Annotated in this window: 25 protein-coding genes; 5 read left to right on the top strand and 20 right to left on the bottom strand. The window is 34.5% G+C overall.

Going from position 1 to position 22595, the window contains the following annotated elements; genetic code table 11:
• Window positions 1-51 precede the first annotated feature (51 nt).
• Entirely contained in the window at window positions 52-1209 is a 1158-nt protein-coding gene (locus CJ739_RS09795; RefSeq protein WP_117174814.1) for a vWA domain-containing protein, read from the top strand.
• 85 nt (window positions 1210-1294) lie between these two features.
• On the opposite strand, the gene CJ739_RS09790 is transcribed toward CJ739_RS09795, so the two are convergent.
• Window positions 1295-2299 carry a PorP/SprF family type IX secretion system membrane protein gene (locus CJ739_RS09790; protein ID WP_117174812.1) on the bottom strand — a complete coding sequence of 335 codons (1005 nt, stop codon included), beginning with the start codon at window positions 2297-2299 and terminating at the stop codon, window positions 1295-1297.
• Window positions 2300-2679: 380 nt separating this feature from the next.
• On the opposite strand from CJ739_RS09790, the gene CJ739_RS09785 reads away from it, so the two are divergent.
• The 4 genes from CJ739_RS09785 (at window position 2680) to CJ739_RS09770 (ending at window position 5368) form a co-directional block, all read left to right on the top strand.
• A complete protein-coding gene (locus CJ739_RS09785; RefSeq protein WP_117174810.1) occupies window positions 2680-3582 on the top strand; it encodes a NifU family protein in 903 nt (300 codons plus the stop codon).
• Window positions 3583-3795: 213 nt separating this feature from the next.
• Window positions 3796-3996 carry a dodecin family protein gene (locus CJ739_RS09780; protein ID WP_117174808.1) on the top strand — a complete coding sequence of 67 codons (201 nt, stop codon included), beginning with the start codon at window positions 3796-3798 and terminating at the stop codon, window positions 3994-3996.
• 119 nt (window positions 3997-4115) lie between these two features.
• Window positions 4116-4469: a DUF1304 domain-containing protein gene (locus CJ739_RS09775; RefSeq protein WP_117174806.1), complete on the top strand. Its 354-nt coding sequence runs from the start codon at window positions 4116-4118 to the stop codon at window positions 4467-4469.
• A gap of 83 nt (window positions 4470-4552) precedes the next feature.
• A complete protein-coding gene (locus CJ739_RS09770) occupies window positions 4553-5368 on the top strand; it encodes a mechanosensitive ion channel family protein (RefSeq protein ID WP_117174804.1) in 816 nt (271 codons plus the stop codon).
• A gap of 36 nt (window positions 5369-5404) precedes the next feature.
• Here the strand turns inward: CJ739_RS09770 and tsaB are convergent, their stop codons facing one another.
• The 19 genes from tsaB to gcvH all read right to left on the bottom strand — a co-directional run bounded on the left by tsaB (window position 5405) and on the right by gcvH (window position 22410).
• Window positions 5405-6079 carry a tRNA (adenosine(37)-N6)-threonylcarbamoyltransferase complex dimerization subunit type 1 TsaB gene (tsaB, locus tag CJ739_RS09765; RefSeq protein ID WP_117174802.1) on the bottom strand — a complete coding sequence of 225 codons (675 nt, stop codon included), beginning with the start codon at window positions 6077-6079 and terminating at the stop codon, window positions 5405-5407.
• 1 nt (window position 6080) lies between these two features.
• A complete protein-coding gene (locus CJ739_RS09760) occupies window positions 6081-7460 on the bottom strand; it encodes a TolC family protein (protein WP_162880182.1) in 1380 nt (459 codons plus the stop codon).
• Window positions 7441-8562, bottom strand: coding sequence for an efflux RND transporter periplasmic adaptor subunit (locus CJ739_RS09755; RefSeq protein WP_117174798.1), 1122 nt, complete (start codon window positions 8560-8562; stop codon window positions 7441-7443). The genes CJ739_RS09760 and CJ739_RS09755 overlap by 20 nt, the downstream gene beginning before the upstream one ends.
• 17 nt (window positions 8563-8579) lie before the next feature.
• The gene (locus CJ739_RS09750) at window positions 8580-9824 is read right to left on the bottom strand and encodes an ABC transporter permease (protein ID WP_117174796.1); all 1245 of its coding nucleotides are present in this window, start codon (window positions 9822-9824) and stop codon (window positions 8580-8582) included.
• A 2-nt stretch (window positions 9825-9826) separates the two neighbouring features.
• Complete coding sequence (locus tag CJ739_RS09745) at window positions 9827-11056, bottom strand: ABC transporter permease (RefSeq protein WP_117174794.1); 1230 nt, start codon at window positions 11054-11056, stop codon at window positions 9827-9829.
• Window positions 11049-11750: an ABC transporter ATP-binding protein gene (locus CJ739_RS09740; protein ID WP_117174791.1), complete on the bottom strand. Its 702-nt coding sequence runs from the start codon at window positions 11748-11750 to the stop codon at window positions 11049-11051. The genes CJ739_RS09745 and CJ739_RS09740 overlap by 8 nt, the downstream gene beginning before the upstream one ends.
• A gap of 84 nt (window positions 11751-11834) precedes the next feature.
• The gene (locus CJ739_RS09735) at window positions 11835-12053 is read right to left on the bottom strand and encodes a CAMCR motif-containing small membrane protein (RefSeq protein WP_117174789.1); all 219 of its coding nucleotides are present in this window, start codon (window positions 12051-12053) and stop codon (window positions 11835-11837) included.
• Window positions 12054-12121: 68 nt separating this feature from the next.
• Window positions 12122-12658 carry a DUF420 domain-containing protein gene (locus tag CJ739_RS09730; protein ID WP_117174787.1) on the bottom strand — a complete coding sequence of 179 codons (537 nt, stop codon included), beginning with the start codon at window positions 12656-12658 and terminating at the stop codon, window positions 12122-12124.
• Window positions 12651-13397, bottom strand: coding sequence for an SCO family protein (locus CJ739_RS09725; RefSeq protein WP_117174785.1), 747 nt, complete (start codon window positions 13395-13397; stop codon window positions 12651-12653). The genes CJ739_RS09730 and CJ739_RS09725 overlap by 8 nt, the downstream gene beginning before the upstream one ends.
• Window positions 13398-13551: 154 nt before the next feature.
• A complete protein-coding gene (locus CJ739_RS09720; RefSeq protein WP_117174783.1) occupies window positions 13552-14268 on the bottom strand; it encodes a hypothetical protein in 717 nt (238 codons plus the stop codon).
• A 200-nt stretch (window positions 14269-14468) separates the two neighbouring features.
• Entirely contained in the window at window positions 14469-14849 is a 381-nt protein-coding gene (locus CJ739_RS09715; protein ID WP_117174781.1) for a cytochrome C oxidase subunit IV family protein, read from the bottom strand.
• Between the two features lie 24 nt (window positions 14850-14873).
• Window positions 14874-15854 (bottom strand): cytochrome c oxidase subunit 3, encoded by a 981-nt coding sequence (locus CJ739_RS09710; RefSeq protein WP_117174779.1) that lies wholly within the window; start codon window positions 15852-15854, stop codon window positions 14874-14876.
• 46 nt (window positions 15855-15900) lie between these two features.
• Complete coding sequence (locus CJ739_RS09705) at window positions 15901-16482, bottom strand: cytochrome c oxidase subunit 3 (RefSeq protein WP_117174777.1); 582 nt, start codon at window positions 16480-16482, stop codon at window positions 15901-15903.
• A 2-nt stretch (window positions 16483-16484) separates the two neighbouring features.
• Window positions 16485-17378 carry a heme o synthase gene (gene cyoE, locus CJ739_RS09700; RefSeq protein WP_117174775.1) on the bottom strand — a complete coding sequence of 298 codons (894 nt, stop codon included), beginning with the start codon at window positions 17376-17378 and terminating at the stop codon, window positions 16485-16487.
• Between the two features lie 368 nt (window positions 17379-17746).
• Window positions 17747-19846: a gliding motility outer membrane protein RemB gene (gene remB, locus CJ739_RS09695; RefSeq protein WP_117174772.1), complete on the bottom strand. Its 2100-nt coding sequence runs from the start codon at window positions 19844-19846 to the stop codon at window positions 17747-17749.
• A 119-nt stretch (window positions 19847-19965) separates the two neighbouring features.
• Window positions 19966-20751 (bottom strand): energy transducer TonB, encoded by a 786-nt coding sequence (locus CJ739_RS09690; RefSeq protein ID WP_117174770.1) that lies wholly within the window; start codon window positions 20749-20751, stop codon window positions 19966-19968.
• A gap of 126 nt (window positions 20752-20877) precedes the next feature.
• Window positions 20878-21600, bottom strand: a complete 723-nt coding sequence (locus CJ739_RS09685; protein WP_117174768.1) for an energy transducer TonB — start codon at window positions 21598-21600, stop codon at window positions 20878-20880.
• Window positions 21601-21662: 62 nt separating this feature from the next.
• Window positions 21663-22037, bottom strand: a complete 375-nt coding sequence (locus CJ739_RS20610) for a VanZ family protein (RefSeq protein WP_236951643.1) — start codon at window positions 22035-22037, stop codon at window positions 21663-21665.
• Window positions 22030-22410 carry a glycine cleavage system protein GcvH gene (gcvH, locus tag CJ739_RS09675; RefSeq protein ID WP_117174766.1) on the bottom strand — a complete coding sequence of 127 codons (381 nt, stop codon included), beginning with the start codon at window positions 22408-22410 and terminating at the stop codon, window positions 22030-22032. Before gcvH ends, CJ739_RS20610 begins: the two co-directional genes overlap by 8 nt.
• Window positions 22411-22595: the final 185 nt, after the last annotated feature.

Below are 22595 nucleotides of genomic sequence, written 5' to 3'. Positions count from 1 at the left end.
AGAAATAAGTTGATTATAGATTTATGGTGTTAATCAAAAAAATAAAAAATTATGAAAACACATCTTAAAACACTCGTATTCAGCATCGCACTAATTGGGTTTACAGCTTGTAACGCCAATAACAAAAAACAACCTACTAACTATGCTCAAACTGAAATAGCAAAACATGAAATCAATAAACAATTTATTAAAGTCGCCCTTTTATTAGATACAAGCAATAGCATGGACGGATTAATAGACCAAGCTAAAGCACAACTTTGGGATATTGTAAATGAACTATCATACGCAAAATGTGGCACCAACAAACCCCATTTAGAAATTGCACTGTATGAATATGGCAATGATAGGTTACCTAGCGCAGAAGGCTATATACGGCAGGTTTTGGCATTTAGTAATGATTTAGATGAAATCTCGAAAGAGCTTTTCTCGTTAACCACAAATGGTGGTGAGGAATATTGCGGACAGGTAATTCAAACCTCTTTAAACCAACTAAACTGGGGTAAAAATCCAGATGATTTAAAACTCATTTTTATTGCAGGCAATGAACCCTTCACACAAGGAAAAATAAACTATAAAGATGTTTCGGTGAATGCTAAAGAAAAAGGCATCACGATAAATACCATTTTTTGTGGCGATTACAACCAAGGCATTTCAACATCGTGGAAAGATGGTGCCGCATTAACCAATGGCGATTATATGGCAATTAATCAAAATAAAACTACGGTTCATATAGTTTCGCCTTATGATGATGAGATTCTTATACTCAATCAGAAATTGAATAAAACCTATGTGATTTATGGCAAAATAGGAAAACAAAAAATGGCATTACAAGCTGAGCAGGACAGCAATGCACAAGGTTACAGTAAAGCCAATGCCGTAAGCAGAACCGTAAGCAAAAGTTCGCATCTATATAAAAATGAAACTTGGGATTTGGTTGATGCTGTTGAATTAAAAGAAGTTTCGGTTGAAACCTTAAAAGATGATGCTTTACCTGAAGAATTAAAAGGAAAATCGGCTGCTGAAATCAAAAAATATGTTTCAGAAAAAAAGAAAGAGCGCGAACAAATTCAAAATAAAATTCAAGAATTAAACGCGAAACGTAAAGTCTATATTTCAGAACAAAAAACAGATACCAAAAATGGATTGGAAAATGCCATGACCAATGCTATTAAAGAACAAGCTAAAAAGAAGAAATATACCTGGAATTAATATTGTCTGTCTGTTCGAGCGATGCTGAAAACTAAATCTGTTAAGTTTCGGCAGCGCTCCCGACAATACTTTCTTTTCTTTCAATTCAATTCACCGCAGGACATCTACAATCGTAACGTTCGCGTCTGCAATTAAAATTATAGCCTAAGGTTAATTGATGAAAACCGCCATTGGCATACACCACAGAATTAGATTGATAGGTATAAGTATAAGCAAACATAAATTCATTATAATTCACTCCTAAAATGGGGGTTATCTGTTGTAGTTTTTGACTATCTACTGCTCCAGAACTGGTTTGGTATTCGGCACCATCCAAACTTGTTCTATAGGATAAACCACCCCAAATTTTACCAAATTCCATTTCTTTGTATGCCTTGGCATTAATATCTAAAGATGCTTCTTGAGTGCCATCTTTATACTGAAACATTAAAGAAGGTTCGTAACTCCATTCGCTTCCGTATTTACTAAATACACTACCTACAGAAATTAAATAGCGTCTTAAATTGCTTGTTATTTCAATATCGTTATTAACTCCAGCATTCTTCAACACATTTTTCACGGTGCCATGTGCATAAAAATCTAAAAAATGGTATGACACTCCTAAGTCTATATTGAAGTTAGTCTCGTTCTGCACAACGCCATCTATTATAGGGTCTGGTCCATCAAACAAAAAAGAAGTTTCATCTAATTTATACTGAATAAACCCGGCACTCAAACCAAAAGAGAGCATATTTAAATCGGTTTCCGTTCTAGAAAACATAATGTGATGTGCATAGGTTGCATAAGCGCCAGATTGCGAATGGTACCCGTTGTTATCGGTGTACAAAATACCTCCAATGGCAGAGGGCGAATCTCCAATGCGTCCATTCATGCTTAATGTTAAAAGCTTGGGCGCATCTTCATGCCCAAACCATTGCTGGCGTGCCGTTAACCTAATCTTGGAACAGTTAGCAATACCCGCCATCGACGGATGAATTAAATAATAATTATCGGTGAGGTAATCGGTATATATCGGTAAGCCTTCTTGCGAATTTACACTATAAGCGAACAAAACGCTTACTGCTACCATGAAAATATTTTTTAACTTCATAAGTTCACTCGAGTTGGTTTGCTATTGCACAAACGCTTTGGTTATAAAGAGACTGTTTAAGTTTTATCCTTTGGCTCTTTTATGTGCCTTTTTCCGCCATACTTCAGCTATTTTTCGATCCATAGCTACGTACCTCTCCCTCGCGGCAGCCCGGCTCCTTCGCTAAAAAGGTCTCCCAGACCTTTTTTATACGCTCGGCCCTGTCTGACAAAAAAATACCCTATAAAACATTCCAAAAACAAAATTTAAACAATCTCTAAAAAATCATAAAAAAACAAAGCGTAAACTTTGCACTTCAATCTCTTAAAAAGAGACAACAAAACTCAAATATATGGATATCTAAAGTTTTCTTTTAGTATTTTTGTAAAAAATTAGCTGAAATGAATACTTTCAAGGTTTCTGTACGGGAAACATCAAATAACGCCATCATTAAATTCGAACTAAATGCTTTTATAACCAAGCATCAAAGTTTTGAATTTGACAATATAGATGAAGCTAAAGCATCGCCTTTAGCGCAACAATTATTCTACCTGCCTTTTGTAAAAAAGGTATATATCTCTGGTAATTTTATTGCTGTAGAACGTTACGGCATTGTAGAGTGGAGCGATGTTCAAGACGAAGTGGCCGAACAAATTGAAGCCTACTTAAACGATGGTGGCATTGTGATTGAAGAAACTGCCCAAGCCAAGAAAGTCCCTGTTACTGTTTATGCCGAAAGTACGCCAAACCCTTCGGTAATGAAGTTTGTGGCTAACAAAAAGATAGTAACGGCTCTTTTTGAATTCACATCTATAGACGAAGCAAAATTGTCGCCATTAGCTACAGAGCTATTTCATTTTCCGTTTGTAAAAAGTGTTTTTATTGACGAAAACTATGTGTCTATTACAAAATATGACATGGCAGAATGGCAAGATATTACTATCGAGCTACGTGAGTTTATTAGAAGCTACATTGAAAACGGTAAAGATGTCGTATTACCAAATGCTGCAGAAACTTTAAAAAAATCGACTACACAATTAGATACGCAATATGAATCATTGGATGATACTTCTAAAGAAATCATTAATATTTTAGAAGAATATGTTAAACCTGCTGTTGCGAGTGATGGTGGCAACATTCAATTCATATCGTATGATTCCGAAAGCAAAAACGTAAGTGTGATGTTGCAAGGCGCTTGCAGTGGCTGTCCATCTTCAACTTATACCCTAAAAAGCGGTATTGAAAATATGCTAAAGGAAATGCTAAAAGGCAAGGTTGAAACAGTTGAAGCCATAAACGGTTAGTTGAACTCGTTTAAACTTTTCACAATTGGCTAAAAAATTGTCATTTTGCACTCGCTTTTTGTCTTTTCCTCGTTCCATAGCCCTGCTATGCAACTTAAAAAAGCCTTCAATCGAGCGCAAAACGACTAATTTTCGCTTCAATTAAAAAAATTTAAACAAGTTCATTGCATAAATTTTATTAACTTTAGGTTTTTCACTTAAATTTTTAAAATCATGTCTGTATTGAAAGTTATTGAAATTTTATCTGACTCTACCGAAAGCTGGGAAGATGCGACTAGAAAAGCTATAAAGCACGCCTCAAAAAGCGTTAAAAACATTCGATCAGTTTACGTACAAGACCAAAGCGCCACTGTAAAAGATGGTGAAATAACAGCGTTTAGAGTAAACCTAAAGATTACTTTTGAAGTAAATTAATTTATATTGAACTTATCTTGACTTTTTCTATTTCCTAAAACCTGCCTGCCGGCAGGCAGGAATGGCTAAAATTCGTCCATATTTCGTTTCTTTTTTTATGCAAAATTTTTAATAAAAAAATGACCCTTTTAACAACCATTTTAATTGTTTTTGTTGCGCTAGAGCACTTCTATTTTTTAATATTGGAAATGTTTTTATGGACCACCCCAAAAGGCATTAAAACCTTCGGATTAAAATCTAAAAATTTTGCCGATGACACCAAAGTATTAGCAGCCAACCAAGGTTTATATAATGGTTTTTTGGCCGCTGGCCTGATATTTTCAATCATTCAAAAAGACATCCAAATAGCTGTTTTTTTTCTAATTTGCGTAATTATCGCAGGTATTTATGGGTCTTATTCCACAAAACAGATAAAACTATTTTACGCACAAGCAGTTCCTGCCATCGTCGCTTTGATTAGCTGCTTTATATAAGGAACCCATCTTGACTTTTATTTTAAGACTGTTTGCTTGTAAAGTTTATAACTTTAAACCCTAAATAAATTATAAATACAATTATGAAATTTGAAAACATTGACACTGAAAAGTGGATTGAATTAGCAATTGAATATGGACTAAAAATAATTGGCGCCATTGCCATTTGGATTATTGGCTCGTGGATAATTAAAAAAATCCTGAAGGCAACCCGAAAAGTAATGACAAAAAGTAGTTATGAGGAAAGTCTTCAAAAGTTTCTAATAAACCTTCTTAGTTGGGGATTAAAAATATTGCTGATCATTACCCTTTTAGGCACTTTAGGTGTACCCACTACCTCGTTTGCTGCCATTATTGCCGCAGCAGGTTTGGCTATTGGTTTGGCGCTTCAAGGTTCTTTAGGAAATTTTGCCGGTGGTGTTCTAATTATGATCTTCAAACCCTTTAAAATAGGTGATGTTATTGAAGCCCAAGGCGAAATTGGTGCCGTAAAACAAATTGAAATATTTACCACAAAATTAATTGGGCTCTCCAACAAGGAAATAATCATTCCCAATGGAGCTTTATCTAACGGAAACATTGTTAATTACACTACAGAAGGAACACGACGTGTCGATCTCGTTTTTGGTGTTGGTTACGATTCCAATATTAAGATAACCAAAGAGGTTTTAATGACTGTTTTAACAACGCATCCTAAAGTATTACAAACCCCGGAACCTACCGTAAATGTATTAGCTCTGGCAGATAGCTCGGTAAATTTTGCCGTAAGACCTTGGTGCAATGCGGAAGACTATTGGACCGTTTACTTTGAAGTGACCGAAAACGTAAAAGAAGCGCTTGATGCTGCTGGTATTGAAATTCCGTACCCACATCAAGTTGAAATTAAAAAGAATGCTTAATCCATCTCCTAAATCCGCTCCCAAAGGAAAAGGACTTTAGTTCTTATTGGATTTTAAAGCCACAAAATCTTTTAAATAATAGGGCTCAAAATAAGCGACATCTTCAAAGTCGCTTATTTTGTATTTAGTATAAGCCAACATACTCATCTCGCTTGCCGATGGTAATTTATCTTCAATAAAAACAGCGTTGGGGTGATTGATTATGGCTTTTGTTTTTTCAACACCATTACCGACAAAATACACGTTGCCTTTATATAAATATTCTACAAAAGCGTTTTCATCTAAAATTTGCGCTTCGGTTTCTCTAATTTCTTTATAATTTGAATTAAAAATTGCTGCATATACTTCCAAACGTCTGGCATCTAACATGGGGACTATAATACCATCATTACAATCTACCTGATGCGCTAAGGCTTCTAAAGTTGGCACAGAAATTAAGGGTTTATCTAAGGCAAAACAAAGTCCTTTAGCTGCCGATACACCGATGCGTAACCCTGTATAAGAACCAGGACCTTTACTAATAGCTATCGCATCCAACGCTTTTGAAGTGATGCCTCCTTCTTTTAAAACAGCATCAATAAACACATGTAAGCTTTCGGCATGCGAATAGTTTTTACTGTTATCTTCTTTTAAAAACAGTGTTTTTCCTTCTTTTGAAAGTGATACCGAACAATTGGTTGTTGCTGTTTCAATATTAAGTATTAAAGCCACATTAATTAGTTAAAGATTTTCCCATGTAAAAGTCTAAAACTTTTGTCTTAAAAACAAAATCATACTTAGCATTTATTAAAGATGCTTGGGCATTTATTAAACGTATGCGGGCTTGGTCTAGTTCAAAAGACGTCATACTTCCAATATTAAAACGCTCCTGTGAATTTTCAAATGATAATTTTTGAGCTGCCAACGATTTTTTTGCAGCTTCAAAAGCTTTAAATGCCGCTTGCGCATCGGTAAATGCGCGTTGTATATTAGACTCTAAATCTAATTTTGCTTGCTCTAAATTAAGCTTACTGTTTTCTTCCTGTATTCTGGATTTTGCTACGGCTGTTTTATTTTGAAATCTTGAAAAAATGGGAATATTTACATTCAAATTAAAACTATGCGACTTTTGATTGTTTAACTGTTCTAAAAAAGCATCTTCATTTTGAGTTAAATTTGTATAAAACGCATTGGTATTAAAACCATATCCTATTGACACACTTGGTAAGTAGCCACTTTTAGAAATTTCGGTATTTAACTGTGCATTTTCGATGTTTTTTTCGGCAATTTTAATCTCATTTCTATTTTCTAAAGCAAAATTTAAAACTGGTGCAACGTTAGTATATAATAATGCTTCCGATGGACTTTCTATATTAATAACTTCAACATCAAACCCTTCGAAAGGCACTTGTAGTAATTGTGATAAGGTTAATAACGCCAAGGTTACGTTATTCTCGGCTATGGTTACACTTTGTGCATCGGCACTTAATGTAGCTTCGATATCATAAATATTTGCTCTAGGTTGTACGCCAGCATCAACCAAACTTTTAACTTGCACTAATTGCTTATCACTAAACTCATACTGTGCTTTGGCAGTGGCTAAATTTTCTTTGTTAAACAACACGTTCAAATAGGCATTTACTACGTTTAAAGATATGTCATCTTTAATTCTATTCAACTCTAATTGACTCGTTTCTAGATTTAATTTTGATTGTTTGTAGAGATTTGTTAACCTAAACCCGTTAAATACCGTTTGACTTGCTCCAACTCCAAAACTAGAACTATGTGATGTTCTATCTACAATCACTTGGGTGTTACCAATATCTATACGCTGCGTACCAACACCGACATTATGCCCCGCACTGGCACTAACTCCTGGTAAAAAGTTACCTTTGGCTGCGATAATATTTTGTTCGTCGGTAAGTAAAGCATTTTCACCTTGTTGTATTGTAATATTATTTTCTAGCGCATGGTTTACACAATCTTCCAATGTCCATTTTTTACTTTGTGAAAAAGAGGTTGTAAAAACCAAAAGTGTTAATACGAGTATAAAAAAGCTGTTTTTCATTTTAAATATATAAATAGGCATCATTTTATCTTCCTTGTTCTTCATCTTCATTGTCTTTTGAAGCTTTGTTCCACACTTTAATTTTATCGCCTTTTTTAACGCCTTCGGTAATTTCTACATTGATACCATCGGACAATCCCAAAGTGACATTTTGCTTTTTGTACTTACCTTCACTTTCCAATATTTCAACAAAAGGCTTTTCGGTAATTCGGTTGTATTGTAGCAACGCTTCCCTTATAGCTAAAACACTGTCTTTATTTTCTATATCAATTTCGGCATTGGCGCTGTATCCTGCTCTAATATTAGTGGTTTTATCTAAAGTGACATTGGCTTTAACGGTAAACTGAACAGCACCATTTTCTTCAACACCTCTGGGAGCAACAAAGGTTAGTTTTGCAGGGAATTCTTTTTCATTGATGGCTCCTAAAATAACTTTTATTTCTTTGCCTTCTTTTAATTTCCCAACTTCAGCTTCATCTACTTTACCTTCAAAAATCATGTGACTCATATCGGCAATTATGGCAATGGTAGTTCCTGCATTGAAATTATTACTTTGAATGACTTGATCGCCTTCACGCACAGGAATTTCTAAAACAGTTCCTGAAATTTGTGCTATAATATTGGTATTTGCCGAACTTCCGCCAGAAATAGACCCGCGTTTTATAATTTGATAATCGTTTTGGGCTTGACTGAGTGTTTCCTTAGCTTGATTAAATGCCAGTTCGCTGTTTTCAAAATCTTGTTTGGAAATAACGCCTTTTTCAAAAAGCGATTTGTTTCTTTCGTATAACACTTTCGCATTATCATACGATAACTTAGTTGAAGAAATACGACTGCTGGCACTTACCAAACTTTGTTCGTTTGGCACAACTCGAATCTTTGCAATTAAGTCACCTTTTTTAACCACATCGCCTTCTTCAACAAGAATTTCATCAACTATACCAGAAATTTGAGGTTTTAGCTCAATTTCTTCTTCAGGATTTAATTTACCTGTTGCTACCGCCTTGGTGCTTATGGATGTATAAAAAGGCTCTTCAACTTTAAAATCTTCAATGGCTTTAGAGTTGGCGTCTTTAAAATATTTTAATACAAATGCTAATAGTATGATGACAACTAATACTAAACTGATTTTTACTGTTTTGTTCATTTGGTTAATGTTATTATTTATTCTTCTCTTAATGCTTCTATTGGTTTTATACTGGTTGCTTTAAATGCTGGAATTAACCCTATTAAAGTACCTAACACGACTAATATGATAAGTGCAATAAACACCACCGCTATAGATACCGATGCGTTAACTATGGCAGCATCGGACCCTTGACCAAAAGCAGCATCCAATCCAATTAGAATCCAACCTCCGGAAATAATTCCGAAAATACCTGCTACTAATGTTAAAAAAACGGCTTCAACTACTATTTGTCTTTTAATTTCAAACGGTGTGGCACCTAAGGCACGACGTACCCCAATTTCTTTGGTGCGTTCTCTCACGGTTATTAGCAATATATTACCAATGGCAAAAACTCCTGCTATTAGGGTAGCGATACCCACAAACCATGTTAAAAACTGCATGCCTGTTAAAAAACCTGTAACTTTCGCAAATTCTTTTCCTAGATTAAAACTTCCAAAAGCACGTGTGTCTTCTGGGTGGATATTATTTAAGTTTTTAAGCAATAATTTTGTGTCTTCTTCAATTTGTTTGATGTCGTATTCTGGTTTTCCGGTAATCATCATCCAACCAATTCTATCGCCTTGATTGTATATTTGTTGAAACGTTGTGAATGGTATATGGATATCTGTTGATGGTCCCATATTCATATTACTCACTTCAAAAATGCCAATAACCATAAAGTTTATACCATTAATATCTATATAGTTACCAATGGCACCCTCCCCTTTATCAAACAATTGCTTATAGGCATCTTCAGATATGACGGCTGTTTTTTTATTATCATCAATGTCATTTTGATTGATAAATCTTCCGTGAATGAGTTTCTTCTTTTGTAATTGGTCTAACAACGGATAATCACCAGCCATTTGAAAACTTCCTGAAAGAAAGTTTCTTGTAACATTTGCCGATTGCTGGCTTCTTGGAAGTACAAACTCAATACCTTCTACGTTTTCTTCAACTTTTTTGGCATCGGACAACGTTAACCTTACTTGCTTTCCTTCTTGAAACCCTTTAAAAGGTTTGCTGGTATTTTGACCCCAAACAAACACACTATTGGTTGCAAAACTACCAAACAATCGGTTAAATGAATTTTCCAATCCTCTTGCAGAACCTAACAAACCTATTAACAATAAAATGCCCCACCAAACACCTACCATAGTAAGGATTGACCTTAGTTTGTTTTTACTAAAGCTATCGAAAACTTCTTGCCACGTATCTCTTTCTAATAAAAATTTAAACATGCTTAGTCGTTTCTTAATGCTACAATTGGTTTAATTTGCGATGCTTTTTTTGCTGGCAAATAGCCCGCTATAGCACCTGCGGATATCAGTGTAATGGTAGCTCCAATTACCAAACTGTTACTTACACCTGGGTCTTTAATGAAATAATCTTTTAAAACAGGTTCTGCTAACTCGACAACCCCAACACCTATCAGCAAGCCAACATAGCCTGCAATGGCGGTTATGATTATGGATTCTATTAAAATAATGGATATAATTGATTTTGGCGACGCCCCTAATGCTTTACGAATACCTATTTCTTTGGTGCGTTCTTTAACTATAAAAATCATGATATTGCTTATTCCCACAATACCTGCTATTAAGGTTCCAAAACCTATTACAAGTATAATAACCGTTAAGCCGAATGTCATTTGGCTAACTGCTTTAGTGCCTTCTGCCATGTTATGAACTCTTACCGCGCGTTGATCACTACTTGCTACCGAAAACCGTTCTTTAAGTTTTTTGCTAAGTGTGTTGCTAAACGCTAAAGCTTCATCATAATCCAATTCTGGATTGTAGGTTAAGTTTATTTGATCTATATAATCATTATTACCATACACCTGTTGCGAAGTTGTTACGGGCATGTATATAATGCTTTCTTCATGATCGCCTCCATCATCGGTAAAAATCCCAACGACTTTATATGGGATGCCACTAAGGTTTATATACTTTCCTAAAGCTGTTGTTTTTAAAAACAAATCTTCTTCGATTTTTTTGCCAATAACCACAACTTTGGTTCTATTAACTAAATCGGTTTGATTTATATAACGGCCTTCCTGTACTTGGGTTTTTTCTAAAAACTGATGGTCTGGATGAACGCCCCTTAAACTGTAACTCCCTTGTTCGTTTCTAAAAGAGGCCTGTATGTTGTTATAGATTCTGGCGGTAATATATTCTACCTTGTTTCCAAATTCTTCTTTTATATAATTGAAATCTTCATTTTTGAATTGAATTTGCCTACCTGCCTGAAACCCTTTATTTGCCTTAGTTGTACGTCCAGATTGTATAAATATAGAATTGCTAGCGTCATCGACAAAGGCTTCGGAAAAAGTGTTTTGTAACCCGTTGGCGATACCGAAAAGAATGGTGAATAGCAAAATAGCAAATGCGACGGTAAAGCCAGACAATAAACTTCTGGTTCTATTTTTATTGATACTTTGAAATATTTCTCGCCAAAGGTCTAAATCAAACATACTGTTGGGCTCTTACCTGTGTTACTTTTTTGTCTTCCATAATGACGCCATCGCGTAGGCGCACAATTCGTTTACACATATTGGCAATATCTTCTTCGTGGGTTACCATTAAAATGGTTTTACCTTCATCATTTAATTGCTGAATAAATGCCATAATTTCGTGTGAAGTTGACGAATCTAAAGCACCTGTTGGCTCATCGGCTAATAATAACTTAGGATTTGCAGCTAAGGCTCTGGCTATGGCAACACGCTGGTTTTGACCTCCCGATAATTCTTTCGGCAAATGGTTTGCCCAATTAGCCAACCCTACTTTTTCTAAATGAAACATGGCCAACTCTTGACGTTCTTTACGTTTCATACCTTGATAATACAAAGGTAACGCTACATTTTCAAGGGCATTTTTATAATTAATAAGATTGAACGATTGAAAAATAAATCCTAAAAATTTGTTTCTGTAAACAGCTGCTTTCTTTTCGGTAAGATTCTTAATGGGCAATCCGTCTAGAATATAGTCTCCAGAATCTGCTTCGTCCAACATCCCTATGATATTTAACAAAGTGGATTTTCCAGAGCCCGAAGACCCCATAATGGCAACCATTTCGCCTTGTTCAACAGTAAGATCAATACCTTTTAATACATGTAAACTGGAATCTCCTATAGGGTAGGATTTGTGTAATTGACGTATTTCTAACATTTTTTTGATTGATTAAGCGTGAAGCTTTCTAATTAGACTATCAATACAAAGTAATGTTACATATTACAGACTAAAAACTTTTTATTACTTTTTTAACGTCTTGTATTTCTTATAGATAAAGAAGCCAATACCTCCAACCAAGATGTATGGAATGGCCATTAAATAAACAATCCCATCGTTAATACCTTCTGCTGCTGTTTGCCCTTCTTCACTTTCTAAAACAGCGCGACACATAGCGCATTGGGCGTTGGTTTCTAGAAAAAAGAAAAGAGATAAAAGAATTAAGACAACTTTATGTTTCATAAGTTAGACGGTTAGACGGTTAGACGGTTTCTTTTATTTCTTCTCTTTTATCTTCTTTCTTTTTTCTTTTAAGCGTAATATGGTGAAATCATAACATAAACAATAACCCCTGTCACAGCAACATATAACCATAACGGAAAAGTAATTCTTGCTATTTTTTTATGCTTTTCTATGTTATTGGTTATCGCTCTAACATACGTGATTAACACAAATGGAATAACAACAATAGACAGTAAAATATGAGTTAATAAGATGAAATAATACACATACTTAATAGTTCCTTCGCCTCCAAACTTTGTGGAATCGCTGGTCATGTGGTAAGCTACGTACATAATCAAAAATAAAGCCGAACACCAAATGGCGGTTGTCATTAAATTTTCATGAAGCACTACTTGTTTGTTTTTAATGGCAAAAAAAGCAATTACTAAAATAATAGCTGTCAATCCATTTATGGTAGCATAAATAGGTGGTAAAAAAGACAAAGGTTCTACATTAGGTATTCTTACACCGAATAAGATGGCGACGACTATGGGTATCACTATTGATAATACTACAATTAATTTATTGTATTTTTTATCATCTAAAATTTCTTGTTTATTACTCATTTAGCAATTTTTTAATATCTTCTTTTAATGCACTAATCTCTTCCGGTGTACCATCATCGTCTACCTTTTCAGATTCTGAAACAATCCCTTTGTAATAAATAATCGGGTTACCAAACTCATCTTTTCTAGAACGAATAAATCCATTTTTATCGATTAGAGCAAAATTTCCAGAATGTTCAAAACCCCCTACAGCATCTTCATCTTGTGCTGTATAAAGATTAAACCCTTCGTTTGACAGTTTGTAAATAGCCTCTTTATCGCCTGTCATTAAATGCCAATTAGGGTTGGTTACGCCATAATGCTCTGCATAGGCTTTAAGAATTTCAGGCGTATCGTAATCTGGATTTATAGTGAAAGATGCCACTCCAAAATTTTCAAACCCTTTAAATGCATTTTGGATTTGAATAAGGTTGGCATTCATTCTTGGGCAAATGGTTGGGCAGGTTGTAAAAAAGAATTCAATGACATACACCTTGCCCTCATAATCTTTATTGGTTATGGTTTTTCCATCTTGATTTGTAAAAGAAAATGATGGAACTTTTTTTGCTTCTCCGTTAATTTCTATAAAAGCCAAATCGGAAAGGTTTACTTTATTTTCCTTGGAAAAATCACTTCTGCTTTCGTTTCTGATGACATCATTATTAGAAATTCTATCTATAATTTTTGGAATGAAAATAATACCAAAAACGAGAATAATAAATGCGATACCTATATATGAATAATTAGTTTTTTTGCTCATTGCTTTTATATTCAATTCATTAATCCGTGGGTTTTCGGCTGTACTACCGATGACGTTTTTTTAAAATTAGGACTTCGACAAGCTTAGTCTGACAAATTAAACGTCATTTTATATTGCTTTTTTATAATAAAATGATACTTCAACCTGACACATGCTAATTATTTTCGGGGTTTAAATCGTTTGCTCTTCTTGTTGAAGAATCGAATTCGCCTTTTCTTATTTGTCTGTATTCGGTAAACAATATACGTAAATCGTCACTCATCTTATTTTTTATTTCGGCTACTTCAATGCAATTGTAAGCACTCAAAATATAAGGAGGCACTTTCTTTGATATTTCGTTATCAGTTCTGTCGTCCAATCGCCCCCTTTGGTTTAAATCTTTATCAATTATAAACACATCATTCGTAGCTAAATCACCTGTTAAACCTGTTTTACTTTTTAAACTAGCAAATACATTTTTAATAGCATCAGGTTCACCAAAAGCAAAATGCCAAAATCTTAAATCTTCATAACCACTAATTTCAGCTTTTAGTTTTTCAACAGCAGCTTCAGTACCTTTCGGCATCAAAATGACTATTTGAAACTTTTTAAAACCTTTAAATTTATCGTAAACCAATTCTTTTAAATTAGATGCCACAATACTATTATCTATAGGGTTTAACCCTAAAAACCCAAGTATGGTAATGTGATCCTGCAAAACAATGCTTTCTTCGGAATTTGAATGAAATTGATTGGTTTCCAAAACCGATTGGTTTATGATATCAAGCGGCGTATAGTTATGGGTTGCTGGGTACAAAAGCAGCAAAAAAGTAACAGGGAGAAAGAATAAAATTCCTAAAATTAAATACCGACCTGCTTTTTTATAGTTCATTAAAAACCTGTTTTTTATGTGTGCCTTTTTATTTTCTTAATGGCACATAGAACATTCATATAATTGTTCCCTTGTGTTTCGAAATATCGTTATGAATGTTTCAATTCAAAACGCAAAAATAAAAAAAGGCGGTTTAAAAACCGCCTTTATATATCTATTTAACACTTAGACTTTGCTCAGTGTGTAGGCTCTTTGATTAATTAAAAATCTCTTTTTATATAACCTTTGTCATAAACGTGAAAAACGTAACCACCTTCTTGTAATAAGATAAATATTAAATAAAGAATTAAGAAAATGGCTGTCCATACCACTGCACGTCTTAAACCTCTAGTTTCATCGCGCATGTGCATAAAATCCCAAGTAATATAGTATGCTTTTACTAAAGTTAATATAATAAATATCCAGTTAAGGCCTTTCATTCCTAATACTTGACCCATTAAAGCTTCTGGTTTGTATATACCCAATACAACCTCTACAGCAGTAACAATGGTTAAAAAGATTAAAACTCCCCAAATTTTTTGAGTATTCGATTTAAACTTAACTAAACCTCTAAATATCTCTAATTTATGTGCGTGTGCCATTTTTAAACTAATATTTTTTACTTATTAAACTAGGTAGAAGAATGTAAATACAAATACCCAAACCAAATCTACAAAGTGCCAGTATAAACCAACTTTTTCAACCATTTCGTAGCTTCTACGTCTTTCGTAAGTTCCCAATACCACATTGAAGAAAATAATGATATTAATTATCACTCCAGAAAATACGTGAAATCCGTGAAACCCTGTTATAAAGAAAAAGAAGTCTGCAAATAAGGGCGAACCATATTCATTAACATGTAAATTAGCACCTTCAACCACTAATCTCCCATTGTTTTTCAACTGTTTTAACGACTCGTCTCTAGACAAAACTGTTTTTTGACCATGTTCGTCCAACAACTGCGTTCTAACCAAAATATTTTCATGTGTTTCTAAACCGTGTACAACTTCTTCAACAGTATAAGGTGGCAAAGTTCCTTCTTCAGCAAACCAAATACCATCTTTACGCTCTTGTTGTACGCGCTCATGTTCCCCTGCTACCACAAAATCCCTTAATGCTACACGATGGCCTTCCGTATCAACAAATTGAAGAATGTTTCCTCCTTTTGTTTGAACAGCACCAAAATCGCCTTTTATAAATGTTGCCCACTCCCAAGCTTGAGATCCAACGAATATGATACCACCAATAATGGTTAAAAACATATATAAGGTTACTTTGGCTTTATTTAAATGATGACCAGCATCTACAGCCAATACCATGGTTACAGACGACATGATAAGTATAAACGTCATAAACGCCACATAAATCATTGGTAACTCTTGCCCATGTAAAAATGGTACGTGTGTAAATACCTCATCGGCAATTGGCCATGCATCAATAAATTTAAATCTTGAAAATCCGTAGGCTGCTAAAAACCCCGAAAAGGTCAAAGCATCTGAAACGATGAAAAACCACATCATCATTTTACCATAACTTGCTTTTAAAGGCTCGTTACCTCCTCCCCAAGTTTTAACTTCTGTTCCAGCGTTTGCAACTGTAGTACTCATATATGTTGGTTGTTTTTTTAAAGTTGGACAAAAATAATCAATTTATTTATCTTATAAAATATAAAAATAAAAAGAGATACACCCATAGGATGTCTATAAAATGCCAAAAGGTTGCTGCAAGTTCAAAACCAAGCATTTTTGTTGGTTTATACTTTTGTTTAAAATGATTATAAATTACCACCAATAAACAAACTAGCCCTACTACAACGTGTAAAATATGCACAATTGCTATTAAATAGATGTAAGACATGGTGACATTACTGGTTGGACCCGTGAAATTATAACCCAAATCAATAATTTGTTGAAAGCCAAAAAATTGATAAAAAATAAAGACAATACCTAAAATAAGCGTGATAAATAACCAAAGCATTGTAGCCTTACTGTGGCTACTTTTTAAAGCTCTTTTTGCCAGCATGAACGCCACACTACTCAACATAATTATAATCGTACTGATTATAAAAGCATTAGGCAATTGAAAATCTTTCAACCAATCGGGTCTGGAACTGCTTACTACAAAGGCGCTCGTCCATCCCGCGAACGACATAATAAGCGAAATGATACCAAACCAAAGCATCATTTTTTTTGCTCTGTTATTTTTTTCTTCTAAAGTACCTTGTGTTAAATCCATGGTTATCTTATAAATTTATCGATGACGTAAACAATTTGTACCAATGTTATATATGAAACACTTGCCAGCATCAACTGTTTTGCTGCTTTTTCGGTCATTTCTTTAAATAATCGAATGGCAAAATATAACATGCCCAAACCTAATATAAAAACCAAAATGGCTGCTACGATAGAAAGTTTTAAACTACCTGTAAAACCAAAAACCGGAATAATAGACACCAAAAGCGTCCAAATAGTGTACATAATGGTTTGAACCGCAGTGCCTTTATCTTGTTTACCTGTTGGCAACATAAAGAACCCGCCTTTCTTATAATCTTCAAACAAAAACCAACCAATAGCCCAAAAATGGGGAAACTGCCAAAAAAACTGTAAGGCAAACAAAGTGCCTGGTTCTATACCAAAATCATCGGTTGCTGCTACCCAACCTAGCATAAACGGAATCGCCCCCGGTATCGCTCCAACAAAAACCGCCAAAGGTGTTTTCGTTTTTAAAGGTGTATAAACGCAGGTGTATAAAAAAATGGATATAGCACCAAACATAGCCGTTTGCTTATTGATGGTGTATAAAATAATAATACCCAACACTGTAAAAACAGATGCAATTATAAATGCGGTGGTTACCGACATCCGACCTGCAGGAATGGGTCTATTCTTGGTGCGATCCATTAAGGCATCCAAATCTTTTTCAATAATCTGATTGAATGCATTGGATGCACCTACCATAAAATAGCCGCCAAGTGCCAATAAAACCAAGGTTTTAAAATCAACTGTTTCAACACCTAATAAATAACCCGCAAGTGATGAAAATACCACACTTAATGCCAATCGCATTTTAGTGATTTCCTTAAAATCTGAAATTACAGAAGGTACTGTTACCGACGTTTTTGAATTGCCCAATAGTATATTTACTTAACCGCTTAATATAGCGAGTGCAAAGATACTTTATTAAAGCATTTTTAGCAATGCTTTTTATTGGTAATTTATTTTGGAAAAACCATTTGATTTATTTGGGCGTGCCCTATATCCTGAAACAAGTTCAGGAACTAGGTCGGGCTAGGAGTTTATCTCGAGCATTATCGAAAATGAAAATATATTTTTATTTGAAGATAAAAGCGTAGCTTACGAAAGGTTGCAAGTCCTCGCTCCTGCGTCGCTGTGGGCTTTTCACTGCCATCCCTCACGCAGAGGTAGATTTAAATGAAAGCTTATATTAAAAACTCTGTGTACACTCTGTGAGTCTCAGCGGAAAAACTTCAAACAATAATTTAAAAATCAAAATACCAATTAAACAAATCGGTTCTAATACCAAAGTTAAACCAAACCGTATTGTTTTTAAATGTAGTGGCTGTTTCCGCTTCAGGATTAAAATTTCTAACAGTTATATCGGTGAAAATCTTCAAATTTGATGCTGGATTTATGACATAACCTGCTTGTAAATTGCCATTAAAGGTTTTTGTTTTGATGCCTTGCCCAACTTCTACACCGGTATCAAAAGGTCGGTCGTTATAATCTCTATAAATATCGCCACCATAGCTAAAATTATCCGTTCCATCATTAAAATCCAATCCGCGAACTCCAAAAATAAGTTTAGCATCGGCAAACCAGCGTTTATAATGGTAACGTCCAATTAAAATAGCTTCACTAAAGTTGGCTCCCCATAGATGCGCCATTGATTGGTTGTTATGCCCATAATTAAGCACAATAGTATTATGCGAATAGGTATATGGACGCATGCGATTGTACTCAAACTGCAACAATAAATTATCAACTTTAAAGGCATTGTAATACTTAAGGCCAAGTTGATAACCATATTTGTTTTTCCAACTTTTTTCGCCTCCTTTTATATCACTTAATGAAAACTCGTCTAAAATAAACTGACTATATATATTAACGTTATCATTAAACTTATATTTAGCAGAAGCTCCAAGCAATGCATTTCCGGCACCTTGGCCCGTTTCAAATTCAATAGCTCTGTAGAATATAATCGGGTTTAAATAATTCACATCAAAACCTCTATCGTTACTATTGGTCCACAACACCGACTCAAACAATCCTATATTCAATTTTTTGGAAACGTTCCAACTTAAATAGTGATTGGCGATGTATTTGCTTAAAAACGCTTTGTCATTTTCTACTTCTGGACGCACATCTTTTAACCACATCCACGTATTGGTATACTTTATTTTCCAAAAAGATGTGTTTAATTTTAAAAATGGGTGCGGACTCGCCACATCACTCAATAATAACGAACGATACCCATCTCCAATAAAGTTTTTACCATGCCCGAATTGGATGTTAATAAACTTAGCTGGCTTATACGACAAATAGGCTTCTGCCACGGGATAATCATAAGAATCCGTTTTAAAACGCTTTGCAATACCACGTCCCGGAATAATAGCAGGATCGGGTCCAAAGGCTTTTAAACTTTCGGCATACTCGTTTACATATTGGGCAAATCTGCCTTGGCTTTCAAAAACCGATGCATAAAAACTTAACTTATCACCCAAACCACCTTGCACTAAAAACCCACGCGTATTGTTATAAGTGGAATTAAAATCGGCATTAGCATCCGTTCCTGTTTCCAAATCGAAAATAGGATCGATAGTAAACCAATAATCATTTCCTTGTAATTGCACCAAATGTTCGTTCCAAAGTTTTCTTCCTACCCAAGTATCAGTTTCTTTTAGCAACTTGCCTTTTTCAGCTTTAAAATCGTAATATCTCGAAACGTCTTCGTAAATAAATGGTTTGGATGCGGTGTGACTGTTGGCACCAACTATATTCATGTCCCTGTCAAACCTCGCATAATCACTATGCGTAAACGGTATGTTTAACTGACTGGAATACGCTTTATTTTCAAATGCTTTTAAAGAAGTATTCACACTATCAAATTCTGATTTGGCCTGTTGCTCTAGCTCAGACAGCTCGTTTTCTTTGGCTATATCTTGGGGTATTGCTGTTTGATCAACCAAAGGTATGCGGATGGGAATGGTATATTGCTTATAGGTTTTTCGACCATTGTATGTTGCCGGTGTTACTTTTGGAAATAACGAAAACACCCGTTTCACTTCGGTTTTCAATTCATCGTACATCGCCTCGACATAAAGCACTTTAAATTGTCCCATCGTATCGACCTCAAAAAGCACAATGACTTCACCTTTATAATGCTCTTTTGTAACTTGTTCAGGCACTTTAAAATTATCGAAAATATGATTGTAAACATACGTGTCAAAACATGTTTGCAGTTTATCTATAGTTAAGCTATCGCAATTAGGAAATACAGGAGGTTTTTCATTATAAGCCCTGTTTTGGGAATACATTGTAAGACTTGTAAAAAGTAGGAATAGAACAACGAATTGCTTCATGGTTTTTATTGACTTGGATTTAGAATCGAAAGATACTATATTTTTAATAATCGCTTATTAAAAAAGCCATTATCGAGGATTTGATAACGGCTTTTTAGTATTTTTAAGTTATAACTAATCTAATCTTGAACTTGAAATACGATTGGTAAGGTATAAATAACCCCAACATTTTTATCGCGTTGTTTACCTGGAGTCATTTCTGGGATGATATTGATAACACGTGCTGCTTCTTTTTCTAAATCGGGATGCGTTCCTCTAACTTGAATATCTTTAACATGCCCTGTTTTATCAATTTTGAATTGTGTTCGAATGACTTGTTTGCCAGATAAACCTAATTCGCCGCCCAAATTGGTATTAAACTTTTTTTGAATTAATTGGGTAATTTTATCGGACATACATTTACGTTTTTCGTCATTTGTTTTTTTCTTTTCACATCCTGGATAGATAGGGACCTGTTCAATTTTTTCAAAAATTACATCTTCAGGCTCTACTGGTTTATCTACTAAAGTCACATCTCCAGTATTAAGTGGTTTTACAACTGATACCGTTGGTTTTTCTGGTTTATCAAAAACATCGGGAGCTGTGTCTGGAACCACCTCGTAGTCATCATTTTTTGGTTTACTAGCTTTTTGTTTTACAGGTTCCTCAACAACTGCTACTTCAGGTCTAAAAAGAGGCATTTCTGCTACATAAGTAACATTAGGTGGTTGGATGTCTGCAATCTTAGGGATGGCTTTTTCAAACTTCATCTCTAACAGTCCATAGGCTGCGAGTAAACAAACAATTAAGCCAATTTGAAAATAAAGGCTCGAGTTTTTTCGTAAATTTGCATCATGCTTTTGTGACTTTTTCACGATTTCTCCATTTTGCCGAATGGGTTCGTGAGTTTTCTTTGAATTGCTCATAATAATTATAGTTTAAAATGTTAATATTATGATAAAGTCTCAATAAGTGTACCAAAAAAGAAATCCCGTTACAAAATTTGTAACGGGATTTTATATTTAAAAATGCCTTCTTTTATATTAATAAAATTAATCTTGTACTTGAAAAACGATTGGTAATGAATAGGGTACAGTTACCGCTTTACCACGTTGTTTCCCTGGTTTCATTTTTGGAAGCAAACCAATAACACGAGTGGCTTCTTTTTCTAAACCTGGGTGTGGTGCTCTTGCACGAATACCTGTTACAGTTCCTGTTTTATCGATTTTGAAGATCACATTAATACGCTGTCTTCCGGATAAACCTAATTCTCCAGCCAAATCGGTGTTGAATTTTTTGCTTACGAACTCTTGTATTTTTTTAGACATACAGTCTCTTTTAGCATTGTTATCGCCGCCTTCACAGCCTGGGAATACCGGTACGTTTTCAATGACTGCGAAAGGAACCTCAACATCTTCTTCAATTGCAGGTGCTACTTTTACCGCTTCAACTTTTACTACTTTTTGTTCTTGATCAGATTCTGTAGATTCTATAACGGTCTCTTCAACTTCAACTTCATCTTCTACAATCTCAATAACTTCTGGAGCTGCTGGCGGTGGCGGTGGTGGTGGCGGTGCTTGTAATTGCTGAGTTAATGGAATTTCTTCTTCTAACTCTTCTTCCATATTTACCATGCCTACATCAATATCCGATTTATCGTAAGTTTTAAAATTGATAGCGAAATTTGTTAGAAATAACATCAACGCTAAACCAATAGCGAAATAAAGTGAACTGTTACGTCCAACATTTGCTTTAGGATTTTTTTTAGGTTCCATAATTTTATTGTTTTTCAAGATTGCTAAAATAACTATTTATTTATCAAATAAGCAAGTGTTTGTTATTTTTTAATAGTAATCAAATTTCTAATGAATACGATTATTACCGTAAGAAACACGCCCATTGTATTTGCCATAACATCATAAACATCAGATGATCGTGATACTGTTATTGTTCCTTGTAATACCTCAATAATTATACCAAATACTATTGAAAAAAGCGCAGCATAGGTTAATGCCTTCTTTTTTTCAAGCTTAAATGTATTGAAAAAAGTGTTAAACCATAAAAAGGCCAACACCATATATGCTAAAAAATGAAATATTTTGTCACCAAAAGACACGCCTATTTCTGGAAGCTTTTTAATTTTAATCAAGCACACTGCAGCCAATACCAATGTATAAAGTATGCTTACTAAAAGTAACAGCTTTTTAAGCACCTATAAGGGTTTTATAAGCATCGGCAGACATTAAATTTTCTACCTGAGACAAGTCTGAACACTTCAACTTTATCATCCAACCGTCACCATAAGGATCGGTGTTTACTTTTTCTGGTTCATCTTCTAATAAACTATTAAACTCAACAATTTCACCCGTTAATGGCAAAAACAAATCGGATACTGTTTTTACCGCTTCAACGGTTCCAAAAATCTCCTCGGCGTCTAATGTTTCGTCAACCGTTTCTACTTCAACATATACAATATCACCCAATTCACTTTGTGCAAAATCCGTAATACCAACGGTTGCTATATCGCCTTCAATACGCACCCATTCGTGGTCTTTTGTATATTTTAATTCTGATGGAATGTTCATTTTATTATTTTAAGTTAGTATTGGGCAAATGTATTTATTCAAACTTTAAATTCAAATAGATTCATAAAATAAAAACCGGCATTAAACGAAATATTAAATAAGCAAAAGCTTTTGTTATTTAAGAGCCTGTTTTAATTTATATCAATTGTTTTTCTATGCCCCTTTTTGCACCTAATTTCGTTGAA

It is taken from the genome of Mariniflexile sp. TRM1-10 (genome assembly GCF_003425985.1).
GTDB lineage: Bacteria > Bacteroidota > Bacteroidia > Flavobacteriales > Flavobacteriaceae > Mariniflexile.
The sequence above is the reverse complement of the archived record's forward strand: the minus strand, read 5'-3'. Positions and strand labels throughout refer to the sequence as shown.